Below are 20,514 nucleotides of genomic sequence, written 5' to 3'. Positions count from 1 at the left end.
GGCGGCGCCGTCAGGCTACCGAGCCTCAGGTCTCCGAACGAGCCGGGGAGTCGGAAGTCCCGGGACCCGCGCCGGGCAGGACGCGCGCCGCGTCGTTGAGTCGGGTCAGCAGGTCACGGAGCTGCTGGACCTCGGCGAGCGTCCAGCCCTCGAGCTGCCCGTGCAGCAGCTCGCGGGAGCGGGAGTCGACCCCGGCGAGGGCCGCCCTGCCGGCGGGAGTGAGCTCGAGGAGCTGGCTGCGCCGGTCGGCGGGATCGGCCTCGCGGCGGATCAGTCCGAAGTGCTCCAGCTGAGCGACCGCCCGGCTGACCGCGCCCTTGTCGGCCTGCATCCGCTGCACGAGGGCGCTCTGCGGGCACCGGCCGAGGTGCTGGGAGGCGGTGAGCAGGGCGAAGCCGAGCGGCGTGAGGTCGGGGTGGACGCTGCTCGCGTGCTCCCGCAGGCGGCGGCGCGAGGCCGCCGCCATCCGGGTGAACTGGGCCTCGATCTCACCGACGGCCTCGGCCAGGTCAGCGGTGGTCGCGTCCGTCACCGGGGTGCTCCGGTCCGTTCTGGCCGGCCGCGGCCTCGGCGGTGGCCGCCAGGGCCACCGCGCTCTCCTCGGCGCTGAACTTCTCGTGGCGCGTCAGCGTGCCGAGCGCGAGGTTCGGCAGCAGCGCCACGGCGATCACGGTCAGCAGGCCCATCGGGGCGGCCACCACGAAGATGTCGGCCACCGAGGCGCCGTACACCGACTCCACGACGGCCCGCACCGGCTCGGGAAGGCTGCTCACCGCGGGGATGGAGCCGCTCTGCAGGGCCACGGCGACCTCCTTGCCCTGGGACCCGAGCGAGCCGATGGCCGCCTGCAGGTCGCCGGCGCGCTCGGCCATGTGGGAGGTGACCTTGTTGCCGAGCACCGCGCCGAGGACGGCGACGCCGATGGTGCCGCCGACGGTGCGGAAGAAGTTCACCCCGGAGCTCGCGACACCGAGGTCACGCGGGGGCACGGCGTTCTGCACGACGAGCACCAGGTTCTGCATCACCAGGCCGACGCCGGAGCCGAGGACGAACATGTAGACCGAGACCAGCACGAAGTTGGTGTCGTACTCGATCGTGCCCATCAGGCCCATGCCGATCGTCAGCAGGATCGAGCCGCCGAGCACGTAGGGCTTCCAGACGCCGGTCTTGGTGATCTGGCGCCCCGCCACCGAGGAGACCAGGAAGAGGCCCAGCATCATCGGCAGCGTCATCAGGCCGGACTCGGTGGCCGAGGCGCCGCGGGCCAGCTGCATGTACTGCGACAAGAAGACGGTGGTGCCGAACATCGCGACGCCGACCGAGAGGCTGCCGATGACCGCCCAGGTGAAGGTGCGGTTGCGGAACAGCGTCAGCGGGATCAGCGGCTCGGTGGCCCGCAGCTCCACGGCGATGAAGGCGGCGATGCCGACGACGGTGCCGCCGACCATCCAGGCGGTGGTGGAGCTGGCCCAGGCGAAGGAGCTGCCGACCAGCGAGATCCAGATCAGCAGGGTGGAGACCGACGCCGACAAGAACACGATGCCGGCGTAGTCGATGCTCACCTTGCGCTTCGGCAACGGGTGCAGGTGCAGGGTCTTCTGGATCATCACCAGCGCGACGACGGCCACCGGGACCGCGACGTAGAAGTTGTAGCGCCAGTTCGAGAGGTCGGTGATCGCGCCGCCGATGAGCGGTCCGCCGACGGTGGCCAGCGCCATCACGCCACCGAACAGACCCATGTACTTGCCGCGCTCGCGCGGCGAGATGATGTCCGCCATCGCGATCTGGGTCAGTGCGCCCAGACCGCCGGCGCCGATGCCCTGGATGGCGCGGCAGCCGATCAGCCACTCGCTGTTCTGGGCGAAGCCGGCGGCGGCGCTGGCCAGGATGAAGATCACCAGGGCCAGCTGGAGCAGCAGCTTGCGGTCGAAGAGGTCGGCCAGCTTGCCCCAGATCGGGGTGGAGACGGCGGTGGTGAGCAGGGTGGCGGTGACGACCCAGGTGTACGCCGTCTGGCCACCGCCGAGGTCGGCGAGGATCACCGGCAGCGAGGTGCTGACGACGGTCGTCGCCAGCATCGAGACGAACATGCCGAGCAACAGCCCCACCAGAGGCTTCAACGGACTTCCCGAGGGTCCGGAGGCGGCGGCCGGGAAACCGGTCGCGACGGTGGGTGTACTCATGCAGTGCTCCATCAAGGTTGTCGAAGGCAATTGTTGTTCTTCACAACGATAGGCGTGCGGGCCCCTCCTCACGACATCCAGCGGGACGTGAGAGTGCTCTCATCGGGGGCTCATCGGCGGCTCACCGTGGGCGGTGAGAGTCGGTGTCAGCACGGATCCGCCGCCACTCGGGAGGCGGACCATCTCTGCGTGCCGGGCCCGGACCCGGCAGAGAGGAACGATCATGAAGAAGCTCGTGAGCATCGCCACCCTGGGCGTCGCCGGAGGTGTCGCGGCCGGTCTCGTCGCGTTCCAGACCCCGAGCGTCGCGGCCGACGAGGGCGCCTACCAGCGCAAGGACGACCGGCCCGACGTGGTGCTGGCGGTCGACGACGAGGACGACGACGACACCTTCGGCCGGGACGCCGCCACCAACACCGGCAAGACCAAGGCGACCCGCGACACCCGCAGCCGCGACACCGGTGACAGCCGCTCGCGCGCGGACAACACCAACAGCCGGGTCACCGCTGTCAGCCGGGACCGCGACCGCAGCCGCGGCGACCTCACCAAGGACTGGACCCGGGACGGCGGAGACAAGACCCGGGACCGCACGAAGAACTCCACCAACGACCGCTCCCGCAACGACACCCGCGCCGTCCGCCGCTGAGCGACGCCCCCAGGCGCGACCAGCAAGGCGCGACCACCAAGGAGGAGAGCCGATGAACGTCACCACCGCCCCGCCGCGCGCCGCGGTCCCGGAGACGGCCCGCGACGGGTGGGACCTGCGCGAGGGCGAGCCGATCACGCCAGAGCTCAGTGTCGTGCGGCTGCTCGGCGGCGGGTCGGCCTACGAGGCCTACCTCGCCTTCGACGAGGTCACCTACGGGCCGGTGGTGGTGAAGGTGCTGCGGCCGGGGCAGGTCGAGGACCCGGACAGCCTGCGTGGCCTGCGCCGCGAGGTGGAGGCGCTCGCGACCGTCAACCACCCGGTGGTGGTGCGCGCCCTGCGGCACCGGCTGGACGGGCCGCGGCCCCACGTCGTCCTCGAACAGGTCGACGGGCCGCGCCTGTCCACGCTGGTGCGCAGGTACGGCCCGCTCCCCGAGCAGCAGTACCTGCCGCTGGCGATCGAGGTCGCCGGCGCACTGCACTACCTGCGCGGCCTCGGGTGGACCCACCTGGACATCAAGGCGGCCAACGTGATCATGGGCGCGCCGGCCCGGCTGATCGACCTCTCGGTGGCCCGTCCGGTCGACGCGGCCGGCTCCCTGCGCAGCGTGATCGGCACCGACGCCTACCTCGCCCCCGAGCAGGCCGACCCCGGGGGCGCGGGGGTGCCGTGCCCGGCGAGCGACGTGTGGGGGCTGGCCGCGACGGTGTTCGAGGCCGTGGCCGGCTACCGGCCCTTCGAGTCGGGGGACCTGAAGGCCCGCGACGTACGCGAGCGGTGGCCGCAGCTGGTCCAGGCGCCGCGCGCGCTGCCCGACGGAGTGCCCGGCGAGGTCGTCGAGGCGCTGCACGCCGGCCTGGACAAGGACCCCGCGCGCCGACCGCTGCCGGCAGAGTTCGCCGAGATGCTGGAGCCGGCCCTGGCGCGTCAGCCGCGGGCGCGCTTCGCCGGGTTCAAGGTGCGCTGACGAAGCGGTAGCCCATGCCCCGCACGGTCTCGATGCGGGCCGCGCCGAACTTGCGGCGCAGGTAGCCGACGTACACGTCGACGACGTTGGAGCCGGGGTCGAAGTCGAGGCCCCAGACGTGGTCGAGGAGCTGCTCGCGCGACAGCACCTGGCCGGGGTTGAGCATGAAGATCTCGGCGAGGGAGAACTCCCGGGCGGACAGGTCGACCTGGCGCCCGGCGACGGTGGCGCGGCGGGTGCGCAGGTCGAGGCGCAGTCCGCCGGCGTCCACCGTGTCGCGGGCGCCGGCCTCGCCGCCCGGCTGGGCCTGGCGCAGGCGCAGCCGCACCCGGGCGATGAGCTCGGCGAAGCGGAACGGCTTCGGCATGTAGTCGTCGGCGCCGCCCTCCAACGCCGACACGGTGTCGGTCACCGAGTCCCGTGCGGTGAGCACGATCACGGGCATCCGTGAGCCCTGGGCGCGCAGCTGCTCGAGCACGGCGAAGCCGTCCATCCCGGGCAGCCCGATGTCGAGGACCATCAGGTCGAAGTCCCCGCTCAGGGCGCGGTCCAGCCCGCCGGGGCCGTCGCCGACGACGGTGGCCAGATGGCCCTCGGCGCGCAGGCCCTTGGCGACGAAGGACGCGATGCGCGCCTCGTCCTCGACGATCAGGATGCGGGCCACGCGGGGACCTCCGGGTGCTGGGTGCGGGTGCGGGTGGGGACGGTCAGGACCACCTTGGTCCCCTCCGTCCAGGTCGGGTCCAGCGCCACCGTGCCGCCGTGGGCCTGGGCGATGGCGCGGACGATGGACAGGCCGAGGCCGAAGCCCTCGTCGTCGGCCGGGACCGTGCTGCGGCCGAAGCGCTCGAAGATCCTCTCGCGGTCCGCCTCGGGGACGCCCGGGCCGGTGTCGCGTACCCACCAGTGCAGCCCGGAGGCGTCGCGCGCCGAGCCGACGGCGATGGTGTCGCCGGGCCCGGTGTGCTTGATGGCGTTGTCGCACAGGGCGAGCACGGCCTGGGTCAGCCGCTGCGCGTCGGCGTACGCCGTGCCCTCGGCGCGGGAGTCGACGACCCAGTGCCGCTCGCCGAGCCCGCGGGCCTTGGCGGCCACGTCGTCGGTGAGCGCAGCGAGGTCCACCGGCGCGAGCCGGACGAAGTCCGGACGGTCGCTCTTGGCGAGCAGGATCAGGTCGCCGACCAGTCGCGACATCCGGTCCACCTCGTCGAGCAGGAGCTCCTTGGTCTCGGCCACGTCCTGGGGGCTGCCGACATCGAGGAGCTCGAGGTGTCCGCGCAGCACGGTCAGGGGTGTCTTGAGCTCGTGACCGGCGTCGTCGAGGAACTCGCGCTGGCGGGCGAACGCGGAGTCCAGGCGCGCCAGCATGCTGTTGACGGTGCGGGTCAGTGCGGTGATGTCGTCGTTGCCGGACTCGGGGATGCGGCGCGACAGGTCGGTGGCGCCCAGCTCGTCGGCGGTCTCGCGCAGCGTGCGCAGCGGCGCCAGCAGGCGGCCGGCCTGCCAGAACGCGAACGCCGTGATCAGCAGCATCGACAGCAGCGAGACCACGGCGTAGGTGCGCATCGTGTCGATCAGCTCCGCACGGTCCTCGGCGAGCTTGATCACCACCAGCAGCGCGCCGCGCTCGCGTCCGCGGGTCAGCGGCTGGCTGGCGATCAGGATCTCGCTCTCGGAGGTCTCCAGCCGGGCGCTGCCGCCGTCCCTCACCAGTGGGCGCGCCGCGGCCTGGAACGCGGGGTCCTCGGCCAGCGGGTCCGCGGGGGAGCGCACCACCGGACGGTCGCCGACCCAGCCGACGAGCAGCTCGTCGTCGTCGGGGACGTTGCGCTCCATGAACAGCACCAGGACGTCCTTGACCGACGCGAACGGCGCGCCGGTCTGCGGGTCGACGCCCTCGCGGCTCAGCAGGTCGAACTCGTCGAGCTCCTGCTCGACCTCCTCGGTGGTCTGCGCCTCGATGCGCTGGCTCTCCACCAGGTAGACGATGAGGCCGGCGCCGCCGAGGGTCAGGCCGACCAGCAGCGCCACGGTGAAGGTGATGCGGGCGCGCACGGAGACGCCCGACCTGCGCAGTCGGGCGTCCGGGCGCGAGGCCGGGTGCTCAGTCGTCGTCGTCCCCGTCCCGGTCGTCGAGGTCATCTGCCTCGTCGAGGTCGTCTGCGTCGTCGGTGTCCTCGGTGTCGTCTGTGTCGTCTGTGTCGTCGGGGCCGACCTCGCCCGGCTGCGGGACGACGACCTCGATGTCGTCCTCGGGGTCCTCGCGCTCCCCGGTGCCGGGCGCGGGGGAGAACGTCGTGCCCGGCACCGGCCGGCCGTCGGAGGACGTCGTCTCCAGCACGATCGGAGGGCGGGGGGCGGGGTCCTCGGCGGAGGTGGCGGCGAGCGAGCCCGCGACGTACCCGCCCAGGGGCAGCACCAGGCCGAGCCCGAGGAGGACCTGCCACAGCTTGCTCATGGTGCGGATGATCCTGCCTCATCATGGGCCGCGCGTGAGGACCGCATGAGAGGGCTCTCATCTGCGCGGAGCGGGTCGATCACTACAGTGGCCTGCGTCACCATCGATGCTCGGAGGAGATGCCGTGATCGTCCCGTTCAGTGTGTCCGACTTCATCGACCGTGCGGAGGGCGTGTACGCCGACCGCGTCGGCGTGGTGGACGAGCCCGACCAGCCCGCGCCCTCGCAGGGCACGCTCACCTACGCCGAGATCGGCGAGCTCGCCCGCCGGCAGGCCGCGCGGCTCGACGAGCTCGGGATCGGGTTCGGGGAGCGGGTGGCGGTGGTGAGCCACAACAGCGCCCGGCTGCTGACCTCGTTCTTCGGGGTCGCGGGGTTCGGCCGGGTGCTCGTGCCGGTGAACTTCCGGCTGCGGCCCGAGGAGGTCCAGTACATCGTCGAGCAGTCCGGTGCCCGGGTGCTCTACGTCGACCCCGAGATCGACGAGGCACTCGCCTCGGTCACCTGTGAGCACCGCTTCGTGCTGGGGAACGACGACGACCTCTACGCCCCGCCCGGCGCCGAGCCGCGGCCGTGGGAGCCGGACGAGAACGCCACGGCGTGCATCAACTACACCTCCGGCACGACCGCCCGGCCCAAGGGCGTGCAGATCACCCACCGCAACATCTGGGTCAACGCCACGACGTTCGCGATGCACGCCGGCGTGAGCGACCGTGACGTGTACCTGCACACGCTCCCGCAATTTCATGCGAACGGTTGGGGGATGCCGTTCGCGGCCACCGGCCTCGGCGTCAAGCAGGTGGTGATCCGCAAGATCGACGGCGCGGAGATCCTGCGGCGCGTCGAGGAGCACGGCGTGACCTTCATGTGCGCGGCGCCGGCAGTGGTGGCCGCGGTGCTGGAGGCCGCCCAGACCTGGGAGGGGCCGATCCCCGGCCGCGACAAGGTCCGCATCATCGTGGCCGGCGCGCCGCCGCCCACGCGGACCGTCGCACGGGTGGAGGAGGAGCTGGGCTGGGAGTTCATCCAGATCTACGGGCTCACCGAGACCTCCCCGCTGCTCACCATCAACCGCTCGCGCCAGGAGTGGGACCACCTCAGCACCGAGGAGCGAGCCGCCAAGCTGGTGCGCGCCGGGGCGCCGGCCCTCGGCGTACGACTCGCGCTCGGGCCGGACCACGAGGTGCTGGCCCGCTCGAACGTCGTGCTCGAGGGCTACTGGGAGAAGCCGGAGGAGACCGCGGCGGCGCTCGCGGACGGCTGGTTCCACACCGGCGACGGCGGCACGATCGATGCGGAGGGCTACCTCACGATCAAGGACCGCAAGAAGGACGTGATCATCACCGGCGGCGAGAACGTCTCCTCGATCGAGGTCGAGGACGTGCTGTTCTCCCACCCGGCGGTCGCCGAGGTCGCGGTGATCGGCGTGCCCGACGAGAAGTGGGGCGAGACGATCATGGCCCTGGTCGTCCTCGCGCCCGGCGAGCAGGTCACCGAGGCCGACCTGATCGCCTGGTGCAAGGAGCGGGCCGCGAGCTACAAGGCCCCGACCGCCGTGGAGTTCCGCACCGACCTGGCCCGCACCGCCACCGGCAAGCTGCAGAAGTTCAAGCTGCGCGCGCCGTACTGGGAGGGCCGCGACCGCCAGGTCAACTGACCCCCGCCGAGTCGGCACGAATGGTGCGCCGAGTCGGCGCCACTGGCGCCGACTGGGGCCGCCATTGGCGCCGACTCGGCGAGAGGGGTCAGGCGGAGGGCTTGACGTCGAGGACGACCTCGAACTCCAGGAGCTCGGCGCCGGAGGCGACGGGCTTGCCGTGCTGGCCGGCGTGGGCGGTGCGGGCGTCGCCGTCGCGCCAGGCGGCGAAGGACTCCTCGTCGGCCCAGCGGGTGACGACGAAGTAGCGCTCCTCTCCGGCGGTCGGTCGGAGCAGCTCGAAGCCCTCGAAGCCGGGCGAGCCCTCGACGGTGTGGGCGCGCGCGGCGAAGCGGCGCTCGAGCTCCTCGGCGGCCTGCGGGGGAACCGAGATGGCGTTGATCTTCACGACTGACATGAGCCCGAGCGTAGTCCGGGTGCCTGCGCATCCCCCCGCTAGCCTGAGCGCCATGCCCTCCTCCGAGCCGACCCTGCGCGACCTCGTCGACCTGCTCCACGGGTGGTACCCGCCGGCCAGTGCGGAGTCATGGGACGCCGTCGGGCTCGTGCTGGGTGACCCCGACGCCCGGGTCTCGAAGGTGATGTTCGCCGTCGACCCGACCGAGGCCGTGGCCCGCGAGGCCGCCGCGTGGGGCGCGGACCTGCTGGTCGTGCACCACCCGCTGTTCCTCAAGGCCGTCCACGGCGTCCCGGCCACCACCCCCAAGGGACGCACCCTCGCCACCCTGGCCAAGGCGGGGTGCGGGCTGCTCACCGCCCACACCAACGCCGACCAGGCCGAGGGCGGCGTCTCCGAGGCGCTCGCCCACGCGCTCGGGCTGAGCGACCTGCGCCCGATCCTCCCGGCCCCCGCGGCCGCCCTCGACAAGCTGACCGTCTTCGTGCCGGTCGACGCCGCCCAGGTCGTGCGCGCGGCGCTGGCCGAGGCGGGCGCTGGCCGGATCGGGGACTACGACCACGCATCGTTCTCCACCCCGGGGCAGGGCCGCTTCCGCCCGCTGGCGGGCGCCCAGCCGAGCATCGGCGCGGTCGGCGTGCCCGAGGTGGTCGCCGAGGAGCGCGTGGAGGTCGTGCTGGAGCGCCACCTGCGCGCCCGCGTGGTCACCGCGCTGCTGCGGGCGCACCCCTACGAGGAGCCGGCGTACGACGTGGTCGAGCTGGCGGACCCGCAGATCGCCGCGACCGGGACCGGGCGCATCGGGACCGTCGAGCGCACCACGCTGGGGGAGTTCGCGCAGGCCATCGCCGCCGCGCTGCCCGCGACCGCCCACGGCGTGCGGGTCGCGGGTGACCCCGACCGAGCGGTACGACGCGTGGCGCTGTGCGGCGGATCGGGCGACTTCCTGCTCGACACGGTCGCCGGCACTGACGCCGACGTCTACGTCACGAGTGACCTGCGGCACCACCCGGCGTCCGAGTTCGTGGAGAAGGGCGGCCCCGCCCTCGTGGACGTGGCGCACTGGGCGGCGGAGTGGACCTGGCTGCCGGTCGTGGAGGCGCGCGTGAAGCAGGCGCGGGGCGATACGGTGGAGACCCGGGTCAGCACGACGTGCACCGATCCGTGGACCTTCCGTCCGTCCCACCCCGAAGCACCAGGAGCCCCGCGCTGAAAGCCGACCCGTACGCCCAGCTGAAGCTTCTCGATGTCCAGGCGCTCGACACCCGCGCCGACCAGCTGCGGCACCAGCGTGCCCGCCTCCCCGAGATCGCCCGCCTCGCCGAGCTGTCCGCCAAGCGCGCCGACGTCGCCAACCTCGTCCGTGACGCCCGCATCGACGTCGACGACCTGACCCTGGAGCAGTCCAAGGTCGACGCCGACGTCGAGCAGGTCAAGACCCGCCGCGACCGCGACCGCGACCGCATCGACCAGGGCCTGATCGCCAACCCGCGCGACCTCGAGCGGATGGGCCACGAGCTGCAGTCCCTCGAGCGTCGCATCGCGAGCCTGGAGGACCAGGAGCTCGAGGTCATGGAGCGCCTCGAGACCGCCCAGGCCCGCCTCGACGAGCTCACCACCATGCTCACCGAGACCGAGGCGGAGATCACCGAGCTCGAGGCCTCCCGCGAGGAGAAGCAGCGCGAGCTCGACGCCAAGCTCGTCGACGTCGAGGCCCAGCGCGGTCCGGCCGTGGAGGGCCTGCCGACCGACCTGCTGGCGCTCTACGACAAGCTGCGCGCGGCCAAGGCCGGCATCGGCGCGGCCGAGCTGCGCCAGCGTCGCTGCAACGGCTGCCAGCTCGGCATCGACGCCGCCGAGATCGCCTCGATCAAGGCGACGCCGGCCGACACGGTCGTGCGGTGCGAGGAGTGCTCGCGCATCCTGGTGCGCACCGCCGAGTCCGGGCTGTGAGCGCGCGCCGCGTCGTCATCGAGGCCGACGGCGGCTCGCGGGGCAACCCCGGCCCGTCGGCGTACGGCGCGGTGCTCCGCGATGCCGACACCGGCGAGGTGATCGCCGAGGACGGCACCACCCTGGGGGTGGCGACCAACAACGTCGCGGAGTACTCCGGGCTGATCGCCGGGCTGCGCCTGGCCGCCGCGCACGCGCCCGACGCCGAGGTCGAGGTCCGCATGGACTCCAAGCTCGTCGTCGAGCAGATGTCGGGGCGCTGGAAGATCAAGCACCCCGACATGATCCCGCTCGCCGCGGAGGCCACCGGCCTCGCGCCGTTCGGCACGACGTACACCTGGGTGCCGCGCGCCGAGAACGCCTACGCCGACCGGCTCGCCAACGAGGCCCTCGACGGGCGCCGCCACGGCGTGACCGTGCACCTCGACACCAGCGACGAGGAGTCGCTGATCGAGGAGATCGAGAGCCCCGCCTCGGCGGCGGAGGGCGAGCGCCCGGCCAGCATCCAGGCCCAGGCCCGCGGCTGGTCGGCCGGCACCGGTGCCCCGACCACGCTGATCCTGGTGCGCCACGGCGTCACCGCCCACACCCTGGAGAAGCGCTTCTCCGGCGGCCTGGCCAGCGCCAACCCGGGCCTCAGCGACGAGGGGCGCGCCCAGGTCCGCGCGACCGCGGACTGGATCGCCCCGATCGCCGAGCAGGTCGACCTGGTCGTCGCCTCGCCGGTACGCCGCACCCGCGAGTCGGCCGCGATCGTCAGCGAGGTCCTCGGCGTCCCGCTGGCCGAGGAGGCGGGCTTCGCGGAGATGGAGTTCGGCCACTGGGACGGGCTCACCTTCGGCGAGGTCGCCGAGCGGCACCGCGAGGAGCTGGACTCCTGGCTGGGCTCGCTCGACAACGCCCCGCGCGGCGGGGAGTCCTTCCGGGTCGTGGAGAAGCGCGTCCTCGCCGGGCTGGAGCGCGTGCTCGACGAGCACGCCGGGCGCACGATCGTGGTGGTCAGCCACGTCACGCCGATCAAGACGCTGGTCGCGCACGCCGTCGGCGCACCGCTCGACGCGGTGTTCCGCATGGAGCTGACCCCGGCGTCGGTGACGGTGCTGTCGTTCTACCCGCCGGGTCCCGGCGAGAGCGAGCCGCGCGCCTCGATGCGGCTCTACAACGCCCAGCCGCCGGGCCTCGACACGTTCGTGGACCCGACCCGCTGGTAGCCGCGGTCCTCCTCAGAGGTCGCTGACGACGACGTCGAGCTGGGTGCCCTTCGCCGTGGGGGCACCCACCTCGACGTGCCAGGACAGCTCGCGCAGCACCTCGGCCAGCGCCTCGGGCGTGTGCGGGGCGGCACCGGACTCCATCAGCGCGCGCACGATGCGGCCCTTGGTCGCCTTGTTGAAGTGGCTGACCACCTTGCGCCGGCCGCCGGACTCGTGCAGCACCCGCACGGTGGCCACCCGGGGCGCGAGGTCGGCCGGCGCCCGCCAGAACGCGGCGTACGCACTCGAGCGCAGGTCGACGAGCAGCCCGTCGCCGAGCGCCTCGGTGACGGCCGGGCCGAGGTGCTCGCGCCAGACCGCGGCGACCGGTCCGACGCCGGGGAGGCTGGTCCCGCCGGAGAGGCGGTACGCCGGGATCCGGTCGGACGGGCGGACCAGGCCGAACAGCGCCGAGGCGATCGCGACCCGGCTGCCGAGGCGGCGCTTCGCGGCGGGGGACAGGGTCGCGACATCCAACGCGTCGTACAGCACCCCGGTGTAGACGGCGTCCGCGCGGGCTGTGGGCGCCTGCGGCAGGGTCGCGTTGGCGCCGACCAGCGCGAGCTGGGTGCGGCCGATCTCGAGCACCTCGGCCGCCTTCTCGGGGTCGCCCGAGCAGAGGTCGACCAGCGTGTCCAGGAGCAGGGCGCGGGGCTCGGTGAGGACCGGCAGGGACAGCGTCGCGAGGTCGAGCGGGTGGCCACGCCGGGGCGCGGCCTTGCCCTCGCTGGGAGGCAGCAGGATCAGCACGTGGCTATCGTGCCGTCATGCCGTCGAGTCGCGTCGTCCGGGTCCGCAGCCTCCACGAGGGAGTGGCGGCTGCGTCACTGCGCGCGGGCATCGAGCGGATCCGTGCCGAGCTGGGCGTGAGCCCCGAGTTCCCACCCGAGGTCGAGTCCGCCGCCCGCGCGAGCGCCGCCGCGCCCATGCTCCCCGCGCTCGACCGCACCGACCTGGCGATGCTCACCATCGACCCGCCCGGCTCACGCGACCTCGACCAGGCCCTGCACATCGCGCGGGCGGGCGACGGCTACCTGGTGCACTACGCGATCGCCGACGTGGCGGCGTTCGTGCGGCCCGGGGACCCCGTCGACGTGGAGGCCCGGCGCCGCGGGGAGACGCTGTACGGCGCGGACGCGGCCGTCCCGCTGCACCCCCGGGTGCTCTCCGAGGACGCCGCGTCCCTGCTGCCGGACCGGGTCCGCCCGGCGCTGCTGTGGACCATCCGGGTGGACGCCGACGGGGAAGGCACGGACGTCCTCGTCGAGCGGGCGCTGGTGCGCTCCCGCGCCCAGCTGAGCTATGCGGAGGCGCAGGAGCAGATCGACGCCGGCACGGCGCCGGAGTCGCTGCGGCTGCTCGCCGAGCTCGGCCCGCTGCGCCTGGCCCGGGAGGCCGCGCGGGGCGGGGTCTCGCTGCCGTTGCCGGACCAGGAGATCTCCGTCGACGGCGAGCACTGGCGCCTGACGTTCCGCCGCCAGCTGCCGGTCGAGGAGTGGAACGCCCAGCTCTCGCTGCTCACCGGCTTCGCCGCGGCCACGCTGATGCTGCACGCGCAGGTCGGCCTGTTGCGCACCCTGCCGCCACCCGCCCGGCGCGACGTGCTGCGCCTGCACCGCACCGCGCACGCGCTCGGCATCAGCTGGCCCGCCGAGCTGCTCTACCCCGACTTCGTCCGCACCCTCGACCCCGCTCGGCCGCACCACGCGGCGATGGTGGTGGCCTGCACCCGGCTGCTGCGCGGCAGCGGCTACGCCGCGTTCGACGGCGAGCTGCCGGCGCAGGCACAGCACGCCGGGCTGGCCTCGGAGTACGCCCACGTGACCGCGCCGCTGCGCCGCCTCGGTGACCGGTTCGCGGGCGAGGTCTGCCTCGCGGTGTGCGCCGGGGAACCGGTGCCGGACTGGGTGCGCGAGGCGCTCCCCACCCTGCCCGGCGTGCTGCGCGACTCCGCACGCGTCGCCGGCGCCCACGAGCGGGCGGTGCTGTCGCTGGTGGAGGCGGGGATCCTGCACGAACGGGTCGGTGAGGAGTTCGCGGCGGTGGTGGTCGACGTGGACGACGAGGACCCGCGCCGCGGCGAGATCACCATCGAGGAGCCCGCGGTCGAGGCGACGCTGCGTGCCGAGGAGGACCTCGCGCTCGGCGCGGAGGTGCGGGTGCGCCTGGTGTCGGCCTCGGTCGAGGAACGCCGCATCGAGCTGGCGCTGGTGCCGGGCACCGCGACCGGCGGCGCCCGGAGCGCCGGGGAGCAGGGAGGCGCGGGTGAGCAGGCGAGCGCCGCCGGTGGCGACGCCGGGTAGTGCTCAGCGCAGCCTGATCACCAGCAGCGCCACGTCGTCCTCGCGGCGCTCGGGCCGCATGCGGGCGAGCAGCTCGTCGCAGCCCTCCTCCAGGCCCAGGTCGGTGAGGTCGCCGAGGGTCTCGGCGAGCCGCTCGATGCTCTCGTCGATGCCCTCGTCGCGCTCCTCGACCAGGCCGTCGGTGTAGAACAGCACGACGTCGCCGCGGCCCAGGACCACCTCGGCGTCGACGCGCTCCACGTCGGGGGCGAAGCCGAGCAGCAGATTGGGCTCCTCGGGGGAGAGGACGGCGACGGTGCCGTCGCGCCGGATGAGCACCGGCGGCGGGTGCCCGGCGCTGCTCCAGCGCAGCCGCGCGGTGTGCGCGGCGACCTCGGCCGGGGTCTGCTCGATGCGGGCCACGATCGCGGTGGCGGTGGTGCCGAGGTCGAGGGTGTCCATCGCCTCGTCGACGCCGCGTAGCACCTCGGCGGGGCCGGCGCCCGTGTGCACGGCGATGCCGCGCAGCAGGCTGCGCAGCTGGCCCATCGCCGCGGCGGCGGCGATGTCGTGGCCCACGACATCGCCGATGACGGCCACCGTGCCACCGTCGCGTTGCACGAACGCGTCGTACCAGTCTCCGCCGACCTGGGCGGCCTGCCCGGCGGGCTCGTAGCGCACCGCGATCTCCAGGTGCTCCGGCTCCGGGGGAGCGGTCAGCAGGCTGCGCTGCAGGCCCTCGGCCAGCGCGCGCTGCTCGCCGTAGAGCCGGGCGTTGTCGATCGCCAGTCCTGCCCGGGCCGCGATCTCGCGCATCGTGCGCTGGTCGTCCTCGCTGAACCCGCCTTGTTCGGGGCCGCGGAAGGCCGAGACCAGACCGACCGTGCGCCCGCGACCGCGCAGTGGGACGACGATGCCCGAGGAGGGGGCGAGCTCGTGGAGCAGCCCGCGCGCGTCGTCGCGGGAGAGCACCCCGCTGATGGCGAGCGTCGCGTCGCGCGGGATCAGGACCGGTTCGGAGCCCCCGAGCGCCTGGGCGACGAACGACTCGTCGCTGAGCGCCGGGATCCGCGCGGCGGCGTAGCGCTCCACGACCGGGAGCATGTTCGGCTCGGCGTGCCACCAGCCGACGTCCTCGAGGCGTTGGCGCCAGTCGGCGGGGCCGTCCTTGACGAGGGTGACCAGGCACCAGTCCGCGAGCTCGGGCACCAGCAGGCGCGCGAGCCGGGCGACCGCCTTCTCGGCGTCGAGGGTGCCGGTCAGCGCGTCGCTGACGCCGGCCAGCAGCTCGCTGCGGCGTACCGCCTCGTCGAGCAGGGCGTCGGACTGGCGTCGCGAGGTGACGTCGTTGAAGTACACCGCGAGGCCGTCGGAGTGCGGCCAGGCGCGCACCTCGTACCAGGCGTCCAGCGGCGGCGGGTAGTAGGCGTCGAACATGGTGGGCTGCCCGGACTGCATCGCGCCGCGGTAGTGGGTCTCGAAGTCGCTGCCGACCGCCGCCGGGAACAGCTCCCAGATCACCGCGCCGTTGATCTCCTCGCGGCTCTTCTGCAGCACCCGCTCGGCTTCGGCGTTGGCGTAGGAGAAGCGCCAGTCCGGGCTGAGCTGGAAGAAGGCCGTGGGCATGGCCTCCAGCACCCGGGTGACGCGGACCTCGCCCGCGTGGGCGGCGGTGGTGTCGAACGCGGCTCCCAGGACGCGGCTCGGGCCGTGGTCGGGCCCGGCGAGGGCGCGGCCGCGCGAGGTGATCCAGCGGACCTCGCCGTCGGCGAGCACCACCCGGAAGTCGGCCGCGTAGTCCCCGCAGATGCGCACGGCGTCGGCGAGCAACTCCCGCAGCCGGACGCGGTCCTCCGGGTGCACGAGCGTCTCGAAGGCCCCGACGGTGTGGTCGAACTCGGCGTGGCTGGTGCCCAGCAGCTCCAGCAACCGGTCGTCGCCGTCGAAGACCCCGGTGCGCAGGTCCCAGTCGAAGGTGCCGATGCCGGCTGCGGCCACCGCGAGCTGCCCGATCACGTGGGCATCCTCGTGGGCGACGCCCAGCTCGGCCAGCTCGAGGTCGGGCCGCCGCGCAGGTACGCGGACGTGGCCGGATTCCTCGGTGGTCAATGCATGCCTCTCGTCGGCGGCGGCGCAGTCGTCGTCGCCGGAGGCACCCGGCGTCTGCGTCTCAGCCTTTCATATCGCATCGGTACCCGCGCCAGATTGTGCCGGTCACCGACGCCCGGGTGATCAACCTCGCTCCGGCGGCTCAGATCGCGCCGACACCCTCGACGAGCAGCAGCACGCCGAAGATCGCGAACAGCGCCGCGGCGCCGTACTTGATCACCTTCTCCGGCAGCTTGCGGCCGAGCAGCGCGCCGACCACGATCGCGAGCGCGTCGGCGGCCACCATGCCGACCGTGGAGCCGATCCAGGTGCCGAGCCAGCCCTCCTGGGTGGCCAGCGTGATCGTCGCGAGCATGGTCTTGTCGCCCAGCTCGGCGAGGAAGAACGCCACACCCACGGCGAGGATCGCCGCGCCGGAGGCGGTGCGGGCCTTGTTGGCCTCCTCCTCGGTGAGCTCGTCCCCGCGCAGGGTCCAGGCGCCGAAGCCGAGGAAGGCCACACCGGCCACGATCCCGATCCAGCCCTGGTAGTCGGCGAAGGCGTCGCCGATCGCGTACCCGATGCCCACCGAGGCGAGGTGGACGATCGCGGTGGCGACGGTGATGCCGATCAGCACGTCACGGACGCGGTACCGGGCGGCGAAGGTCATCGCCATGAGTTGGCTCTTGTCGCCGAGCTCGGCGATGAAGATGACGGCGGTGGACAGCAGGAAGGCGGACATCGGTTCCTCTCGACGCGAGGTCGAGGGCGACCCGGGCTGCGGGGACGTCTCTCGACCAGGCGCCCTCAACGGGTCGGCAAGCTGGTCGAAAGTCTCGTCCGCCACCAGTGGTGGCCTTCCGCACCGGACCCGGGGGTCAGCATGTCGACGCGGATGTTGGGGACTACTCCCTTTCGCCGAGGACGCTAGCACGCGGTCGAACCCCGCGAGCGAGACGCACCGGCGTGCGCCTGTGGTCTTGGACACCCCTGTCGCCGGAGCCGAGCGGGGGGCACCGCAGCGGGTGAGCTGGCCCATGGGAGCGGGTGGGCTCGGCCGGTACCGTCAAGGGCGATATGGCTGAGGAGAAGAAAGACCGACTGGACATCGACTGGGTACGGACCGCTGCCGGCGCCCTGGCGGCGGTATCGAGCGCGGTCCTGCTCTCCACGCTGGGAGCGGCAGGGACCCTGGTCGGGGCAGCGCTCGGCAGCGTGGCCGCGACCGTGACCACCGCGCTCTACAGCCAGGGTCTGGCCCGCTCGCGGCAGAAGGTGGCGGCCGTCCACCAGCAGGCGCTGCAGAAGGTGGGTGTCGCGCAGGCCGACGTACGACGGGCCGTTCAGGACCCCGCTGCCGATCACGACGAGCTCGACGACGCCGGTGAGCGGCTGGCCGAGGCCGAGGCCGAGCTCGATGAGGCCGTGCAGCGTGTGCCGCGCTCGTGGGGCGAGCGGCTGCGCGCGCTGCCCTGGCGACGGATCGGGGTGTACGCCGCCGGCACCTTCGCGGCCGCGGTCCTGGCGCTCAGCGTGGTCGAGGCCGTGCTCGGCAACCCGGTCTCCTCCTACACCGGCGGCTCGGACAAGGGCGGCGGCACCTCGATCAGCCGGTTGACCGGCTCGGACACCGATCGGGACACCCCCGACCGCGATCGCAAGGACCGGGACGACCCGGACCGCGACGGCGGCCAGGACCAGGACGGAGGCACGACGCCGTCCGAGGGCACGAGCGAGGCACCCGACGACGCGACGCCGACGCCGACGCCCACCCCGACGCCCACGCCGACGCCGACGCCGAGCGACGGGGCCTCCGAGGAGCCGGACGAGACAACCCCGACCGGTACTCCCACCCCGACCCCGGGCCTGTCCGGGGAGCAGGTCAGTGAGCAGCGGGCGCCGTCAGGAGTCCCGGGCGACGGCGGCCTGGAGTGACCACGAGCCCCGACGAAGCGGCGGCACGGCTCGCGGCGGAGCGCCAGGCGGTGCTGGAGCGGCTCGCGGGGCTGCGCGGTGACCGGGAACGGTTCGTGGAGGCCTCGCGCGACTCCAACGCCGACGACGAGCACGACCCCGAGGGGCACACGATCGCCTACGAGCGCTCGCAGGTCGACACCCACGTCCGCCTCGCCGAGCAGCGGCTCGCCGAGATCGACGCCGCACTGGAGCGGGTGGCGGCCGGGAGCTACGGGGTGTGCGTCCGCTGCGGACGGCCGATCCCGGCGGAGCGGCTCGCCGTCCGCCCGGCGGCCAGCACCTGCGTCGCCTGCGCCGCCGCCCCGCCCTCCTAGGACACCCCGCCGAGTCGGCGCCAATGGTTGCGCGAGTCGGCGCCAATGGCGCGCCGAGTCGGCCCTTGTGGCGGGCAGACCGCAGGCCTGAGGGGCACGGCGTCGGGGGGAAACCTCGGCCGTGCCCCTCAGCCTGACCGCCGACGTGTCACGCAGTCCGCGTCGGCAGCCAGGTCCGCGCTGCCGTGACCAGCGCGGTGATCCCCAGCGGAAGCGTCGGGTCGATGACCGGCGCGTACTTCGGGGAGTGGTTCGAGGGCACCTTGAGCAGTGCGGGGTCGGTCATGTCGCCGGTGGTGAACAGCGACGGGTCGCTGCCGCCCAGCAACCAGAACGACAGCGGTGCACCGGCGCTCGTGGCCAGGATGCCGACGTCCTCGCTCCCGGCGCCCGCGCCCGGGTCGAGCAGGTGGTCGGGTCCGAGCCAGTCGCCGAACGCCGCGAACGTGCGCGCCAGCGCGTCGTGGTCGTTGATCACGACCGGGAACCGCTCGAACTCGACGATCGTGGGCTCTTGGGGGGCGCCGGCCACGGTGGCCTCGCCGCGCACGATCCGCTCGACGCTGTCCAGGATGTGCTGGCGGCTGGCCTCGTCGTAGCTGCGGATGTTCAGCTGGAGCTCGGCCTCGCCGGGGATCACGTTCGCCGCCTGCCCCGCGTGCAGCGATCCGACGGTGAGCACCGCGACCTCGGTGCTGGGCAGCTCGCGGGAGATGATCGTCTGCAGCCGCAGCACGGTCGCGGCGGCCATCACCACCGGGTCCACGGAGCTCTGCGGCATCGACCCGTGGGCTCCCTTGCCCAGCAGGGTCACCCGCAGCGAGTCCGAGCCGGCGTACGACGCCCCCGGGTGCCCGGCGATCTTCCCGGCGGGCAGCGGCGCCACATGCTGTCCGAGGACGACGTCCGGCTTCGGGAAGCGCTCGTAGAGCCCGTCGTCGACCAGGGCCTGGGCGCCGGCCGCGAGCTCCTCGGCCGGCTGGAAGACCAGGACCAGCGTCCCTGACCACGTGGAGCGGTCGGCGGCCAGCTGCTGCGCCGCCCCGAGCAGACAGGTGGTGTGCAGGTCGTGACCGCAGGCGTGGCTCACGCCGGTCACCGTGCTCGCGTAGTCGAGCCCGGTGTCCTCGGTGACCGGCAGGGCGTCCATGTCGGCGCGCAGCAGCGCGGTCGGCCCGGGTCCGTTGCGCAGCACCCCCACGACACCGGTGCCGCCGACGCCGGTGGTGGTCTCGATGCCGATCGTGCGCAGGTGCTCGGCGACCAGCGAGGCGGTGCGGTGCTCCTTGAAGCCGAGCTCCGGATGCTGGTGCAGGTCTTGGTAGAGCGCGACCAGGGCGGGGTCCAGGGTGAGTCCGGTGGGAAGTGTCAGCTGCATGGATCCTCCTGGGGTTCCTCGTCCGGGCGAGGCTCGGAGGCGAGAAGGCGGCGCCGGCTCATGCCATGCCGGGGACGGTGTCGAGGAGCAGATGGACGAGGCGGACCAGGCCCATGCCGACGGCGGCTCCCAGCAGCACTCCGAGAAGCACCAGCAGCACGAGGGCCCCGGTGGCGGTCGCTCGGCGGTGTCGCTCGAGGTAGCCGGTCCCGGTGCTGTCGGGGGAGTCGTGGGCGGTGCTCATGGCACTACCGTGGCCGGCGCCGCGCCGCCGGTCGCAGGGCCCAATGGCGCTGGTCGCGGATGACCTTGGACCCGCCGTCGGCGTATCGAGGTCGGACCCGGGCCGCTGTCCTTCGCGGGCGCGCGTGGCGTCGGCCCGCGAGGGCGTGAGGCCGAACGCCCGGCACCGGCGAGGACGTTCTGCCCTGCCGTGCGGGAGCCGGGGCCGTTTGCGTGACCAGAGGCAGGACGCCGCCCGCGACGAGAGGAACCCCCGACATGAGCAAGCAGCTGCAGCGCGAGAACCAGTCACTCTTCGCCGAGCTGATGAGCTGGATGAACTCGACCGTCGACCAACCCCAGGTGCGCATCGAGGAGTGGGTCGACGGGGACCGGCGCTTCATCCGGGTCGATCTCCCCGGCGTGGACCCGGAGAAGGACCTCGAGCTGTCCATCGACGGTGACATGCTCCAGCTGCGCGGGGAACGCCGCGCCGAGGAGCACCACCGGCACCGCACCGAGATCCGCTACGGCAGCTTCGCCCGGTCGATCCCGCTGCCGCCCGGCACCCGCGCGGAGGACATCTCGGCGGAGTACGCCAAGGGCCAGCTCACCGTCTCGATGCCGGCCGGTGATGCCGGCGGCTCCCGCAAGATCCCGATCACCCGCACCGGGTCGTGAGCGCCGCCCGCCCCTGAGCGCCCCTGATCGGCCCGAAGCGGACCCCGAAGCGGCT

At 73.4% G+C, this 20,514-nt stretch carries 21 protein-coding genes; 10 read left to right on the top strand and 11 right to left on the bottom strand.

Translation table 11 applies throughout. From position 1 onward, the window contains the following. Positions 1-25 precede the first annotated feature (25 nt). Positions 26-532: a MarR family winged helix-turn-helix transcriptional regulator gene (locus GFH29_RS13340; protein WP_228387480.1), complete on the bottom strand. Its 507-nt coding sequence runs from the start codon at positions 530-532 to the stop codon at positions 26-28. Continuing rightward, on the bottom strand, positions 510-2,183 hold the full coding sequence (locus GFH29_RS13335; protein WP_153324329.1) for an MDR family MFS transporter: 1,674 nt from the start codon (positions 2,181-2,183) through the stop codon (positions 510-512). The genes GFH29_RS13340 and GFH29_RS13335 overlap by 23 nt, the downstream gene beginning before the upstream one ends. Before the next feature lie 223 nt (positions 2,184-2,406). On the opposite strand from GFH29_RS13335, the gene GFH29_RS13330 reads away from it, so the two are divergent. Together GFH29_RS13330 and GFH29_RS13325 are read left to right on the top strand one after the other, a co-directional pair. Then, on the top strand, positions 2,407-2,829 hold the full coding sequence (locus tag GFH29_RS13330; RefSeq protein WP_153324328.1) for a hypothetical protein: 423 nt from the start codon (positions 2,407-2,409) through the stop codon (positions 2,827-2,829). Positions 2,830-2,881: 52 nt separating this feature from the next. Then, a complete protein-coding gene (locus GFH29_RS13325; protein ID WP_153324327.1) occupies positions 2,882-3,799 on the top strand; it encodes a serine/threonine-protein kinase in 918 nt (305 codons plus the stop codon). On the opposite strand, the gene GFH29_RS13320 is transcribed toward GFH29_RS13325, so the two are convergent. Genes GFH29_RS13320 through GFH29_RS13310 form a run of 3 tightly spaced genes read right to left on the bottom strand, consistent with a single transcriptional unit; the run spans position 3,786 to position 6,257 of the window. Beyond that, on the bottom strand, positions 3,786-4,463 hold the full coding sequence (locus GFH29_RS13320; RefSeq protein ID WP_153324326.1) for a response regulator transcription factor: 678 nt from the start codon (positions 4,461-4,463) through the stop codon (positions 3,786-3,788). The genes GFH29_RS13325 and GFH29_RS13320 overlap by 14 nt on opposite strands. Continuing rightward, complete coding sequence (locus GFH29_RS13315) at positions 4,448-5,941, bottom strand: ATP-binding protein (RefSeq protein ID WP_153324325.1); 1,494 nt, start codon at positions 5,939-5,941, stop codon at positions 4,448-4,450. The genes GFH29_RS13320 and GFH29_RS13315 overlap by 16 nt, the downstream gene beginning before the upstream one ends. Then, the gene (locus GFH29_RS13310; protein WP_153324324.1) at positions 5,904-6,257 is read right to left on the bottom strand and encodes a hypothetical protein; all 354 of its coding nucleotides are present in this window, start codon (positions 6,255-6,257) and stop codon (positions 5,904-5,906) included. The genes GFH29_RS13315 and GFH29_RS13310 overlap by 38 nt, the downstream gene beginning before the upstream one ends. A gap of 124 nt (positions 6,258-6,381) precedes the next feature. Here GFH29_RS13310 and GFH29_RS13305 point away from each other — a divergent pair, with 124 nt between their 5' ends. After that, positions 6,382-7,914: an AMP-binding protein gene (locus GFH29_RS13305; RefSeq protein WP_153324323.1), complete on the top strand. Its 1,533-nt coding sequence runs from the start codon at positions 6,382-6,384 to the stop codon at positions 7,912-7,914. An 88-nt stretch (positions 7,915-8,002) separates the two neighbouring features. Here GFH29_RS13305 and GFH29_RS13300 read toward each other — a convergent pair whose 3' ends face one another. Next, the gene (locus GFH29_RS13300) at positions 8,003-8,311 is read right to left on the bottom strand and encodes an antibiotic biosynthesis monooxygenase family protein (protein WP_153324322.1); all 309 of its coding nucleotides are present in this window, start codon (positions 8,309-8,311) and stop codon (positions 8,003-8,005) included. Between the two features lie 52 nt (positions 8,312-8,363). Here GFH29_RS13300 and GFH29_RS13295 point away from each other — a divergent pair, with 52 nt between their 5' ends. From GFH29_RS13295 to GFH29_RS13285, 3 genes are read left to right on the top strand one after another with little or no spacing between them, the layout of a single operon-like run. Then, entirely contained in the window at positions 8,364-9,524 is a 1,161-nt protein-coding gene (locus GFH29_RS13295; protein ID WP_153324321.1) for a Nif3-like dinuclear metal center hexameric protein, read from the top strand. Next, positions 9,476-10,264, top strand: a complete 789-nt coding sequence (locus GFH29_RS13290; protein WP_228387479.1) for a zinc ribbon domain-containing protein — start codon at positions 9,476-9,478, stop codon at positions 10,262-10,264. The genes GFH29_RS13295 and GFH29_RS13290 overlap by 49 nt, the downstream gene beginning before the upstream one ends. Beyond that, a complete protein-coding gene (locus GFH29_RS13285) occupies positions 10,261-11,475 on the top strand; it encodes a bifunctional RNase H/acid phosphatase (RefSeq protein WP_153324320.1) in 1,215 nt (404 codons plus the stop codon). Before GFH29_RS13290 ends, GFH29_RS13285 begins: the two co-directional genes overlap by 4 nt. A gap of 12 nt (positions 11,476-11,487) precedes the next feature. Here GFH29_RS13285 and yaaA read toward each other — a convergent pair whose 3' ends face one another. Beyond that, positions 11,488-12,267 (bottom strand): peroxide stress protein YaaA, encoded by a 780-nt coding sequence (gene yaaA / locus GFH29_RS13280; RefSeq protein WP_153324319.1) that lies wholly within the window; start codon positions 12,265-12,267, stop codon positions 11,488-11,490. A 17-nt stretch (positions 12,268-12,284) separates the two neighbouring features. Here yaaA and GFH29_RS13275 point away from each other — a divergent pair, with 17 nt between their 5' ends. Continuing rightward, positions 12,285-13,820 (top strand): RNB domain-containing ribonuclease, encoded by a 1,536-nt coding sequence (locus GFH29_RS13275; protein ID WP_153324318.1) that lies wholly within the window; start codon positions 12,285-12,287, stop codon positions 13,818-13,820. Between the two features lie 3 nt (positions 13,821-13,823). On the opposite strand, the gene GFH29_RS13270 is transcribed toward GFH29_RS13275, so the two are convergent. Next, a complete protein-coding gene (locus GFH29_RS13270; protein WP_153324317.1) occupies positions 13,824-15,908 on the bottom strand; it encodes a SpoIIE family protein phosphatase in 2,085 nt (694 codons plus the stop codon). A gap of 142 nt (positions 15,909-16,050) precedes the next feature. Then, complete coding sequence (locus GFH29_RS13265) at positions 16,051-16,629, bottom strand: TMEM165/GDT1 family protein (RefSeq protein ID WP_153324316.1); 579 nt, start codon at positions 16,627-16,629, stop codon at positions 16,051-16,053. Positions 16,630-16,964: 335 nt separating this feature from the next. Here GFH29_RS13265 and GFH29_RS20825 point away from each other — a divergent pair, with 335 nt between their 5' ends. Both GFH29_RS20825 and GFH29_RS13255 read left to right on the top strand, forming a co-directional pair. Next, a complete protein-coding gene (locus GFH29_RS20825; protein WP_153324315.1) occupies positions 16,965-17,822 on the top strand; it encodes a hypothetical protein in 858 nt (285 codons plus the stop codon). Beyond that, a complete protein-coding gene (locus GFH29_RS13255) occupies positions 17,819-18,178 on the top strand; it encodes a TraR/DksA family transcriptional regulator (protein WP_153324314.1) in 360 nt (119 codons plus the stop codon). Before GFH29_RS20825 ends, GFH29_RS13255 begins: the two co-directional genes overlap by 4 nt. Positions 18,179-18,326: 148 nt before the next feature. On the opposite strand, the gene GFH29_RS13250 is transcribed toward GFH29_RS13255, so the two are convergent. Then, a complete protein-coding gene (locus GFH29_RS13250; RefSeq protein ID WP_194289090.1) occupies positions 18,327-19,556 on the bottom strand; it encodes an amidohydrolase in 1,230 nt (409 codons plus the stop codon). Between the two features lie 58 nt (positions 19,557-19,614). Beyond that, complete coding sequence (locus GFH29_RS13245; RefSeq protein ID WP_153324313.1) at positions 19,615-19,800, bottom strand: hypothetical protein; 186 nt, start codon at positions 19,798-19,800, stop codon at positions 19,615-19,617. 257 nt (positions 19,801-20,057) lie between these two features. Between GFH29_RS13245 and GFH29_RS13240 the strand changes: the two genes are divergently transcribed. Then, positions 20,058-20,459, top strand: a complete 402-nt coding sequence (locus tag GFH29_RS13240; RefSeq protein WP_153324312.1) for an Hsp20/alpha crystallin family protein — start codon at positions 20,058-20,060, stop codon at positions 20,457-20,459. Positions 20,460-20,514 lie beyond the last annotated feature (55 nt).

This window comes from Nocardioides sp. dk884 (assembly GCF_009557055.1).
GTDB lineage: Bacteria > Actinomycetota > Actinomycetes > Propionibacteriales > Nocardioidaceae > Nocardioides.
Note: the sequence above shows the minus strand (reverse complement) of the source record. Positions and strands in the feature narration are given on the sequence as shown.